At 67.3% G+C, this 1,484-nt stretch carries 2 protein-coding genes; one reads left to right on the forward strand and one right to left on the reverse strand.

What is annotated here, in order from left to right:
- Positions 1–60 precede the first annotated feature (60 nt).
- Positions 61–678, reverse strand: coding sequence for a YceI family protein (locus ABZ371_RS32570; RefSeq protein WP_358686539.1), 618 nt, complete (start codon positions 676–678; stop codon positions 61–63).
- 231 nt (positions 679–909) lie between these two features.
- Between ABZ371_RS32570 and ABZ371_RS32575 the strand changes: the two genes are divergently transcribed.
- Complete coding sequence (locus ABZ371_RS32575; protein WP_358686541.1) at positions 910–1,434, forward strand: hypothetical protein; 525 nt, start codon at positions 910–912, stop codon at positions 1,432–1,434.
- Positions 1,435–1,484 lie beyond the last annotated feature (50 nt).

A 1,484-nucleotide genomic window follows, 5' to 3' on the forward strand; every position in this document is an offset into this window, starting at 1 on the left:
CCCGCCTCCACCTCCTGCGGGTGGACGCGGGCGCCCGGCGTGCCTGCCGCGGCCGGTGGATCAGGCCTGCGGGACCGACCTGATCGCGGAGATGTCGAAGTTCAGCTTGACCTTGTCGCCGACCAGCACCCCACCGGTCTCCAGCGCCGCGTTGTAGGTCAGGCCCCAGTCGGATCGCAGGATCTCCGCGCTGCCCTCGAAGCCGACACGCTGGTTGCCGTAGGGGTCGGTCGCGGAGCCGTTGAACTCCAGGTCGATGGTGAGGGGGCGGGTGACGTCCTTGATGGTGAGCTCACCGGTGAGCCGGTACGTGTCCCCGCCGAGCTGCTCGGCGCCGGTGGAACGGAACGTCATCAGGGGGTAGGTCTCGGCGTCGAAGAAGTCGCCGCCGACGAGGTGGCCGTCGCGGTCGGCGATACCGGTGTCGACGCTGGCGATCTTCACGTCTACGGAGGCGGAGGAGTTGGCCGGATTTGCACCGTCCAGCTTCAGGATGCCCTCGTGTTCACCGAAGGACCCGCGCACATTGGTGACCATGGCGTGGCGCACGGTGAAACCGATGCTGCTGTGAGCCGGGTCGATCGTGTACTCGCCGGTCAGGGCGGCCAGCGCCGGGTCCACCGGAAGGGTGGCGGTGGTGGACGGGGCGTCGTTGTTCCTGCGGTTGAACAGAGCCATGGCTCCTCCTCGGGGGCGGACGGACACTGACGAGCGGCCGTCGAGGTATTTGGTTTAACCTTCAACGACATTCACTGTAGACCCATGTTGTTCAAAATTCAACAGCAAGGGTCCAGGCCGGTCCGGAAGTCGCCCCACGCGTCACGTCCACTGCTGCCGCACACTGGCGGACGCGCGTAGAACGGAGGAGGATCCTCCTGCCCTCGAATTGTCATGAGCAGGAGGAACTTCATGCTGACCCGCCCGCGATTCCGCTCGGCCCTGACCGCACTCGCCCTCGTCCTCGGCGTACTTCTCGCACCCGGCGTCGGAGTACTCGGCGGCGGCGTGACCGAGGCGCACGCCGTCACCAAACTGACCCACTCCCAGGCGACCTCCCGCTTCTCGTCCTCCGGGATCACCTGGTCGTCGTCCGGAGGCTGCTCCAACCGGAACGTCTCCACCTGCACGTCCTTCGACCAGCTCAACCTGACCAGCGCCCAGGGCGCCCAGACCCTCAAGAGCGCCACGGGCTGCGGCCTCAACATCACCGGCGGCACCGAGACCGGGCACGCCAGTGGCACCTACTCGCACTGGAACGGCTACAAGCTGGACTTCGGCAAGACCACCTGCCTGACCAACTACGTGAAGGGCACCTTCGCCTACATCGGCCTGCGCGGTGACGGCGCGCCCCAGTACAAGTCGGGCTCCGGCAACGTCTACGCGGACGAGGGCAACCACTGGGACGTGACGTACTACAACTGCGGCGGCTGCTGACCCGCCCGCCCCTCACGCGCGAAGGGCCTGCTCCCGTCCGGCCGGTCGGG

It is taken from the genome of Streptomyces sp. NPDC005899 (assembly GCF_040629645.1).
Classification (GTDB): Bacteria; Actinomycetota; Actinomycetes; order Streptomycetales; family Streptomycetaceae; genus Streptomyces.

Coding starts and splice junctions, on each gene's coding strand:
- ABZ371_RS32575 (WP_358686541.1), top strand. CDS start 910: ATGCTGACCCGCCCGCGATTCCGCTCGGCCCTGACCGCACTCGCCCTC.
- ABZ371_RS32570 (WP_358686539.1), bottom strand. CDS start 678: ATGGCTCTGTTCAACCGCAGGAACAACGACGCCCCGTCCACCACCGCC.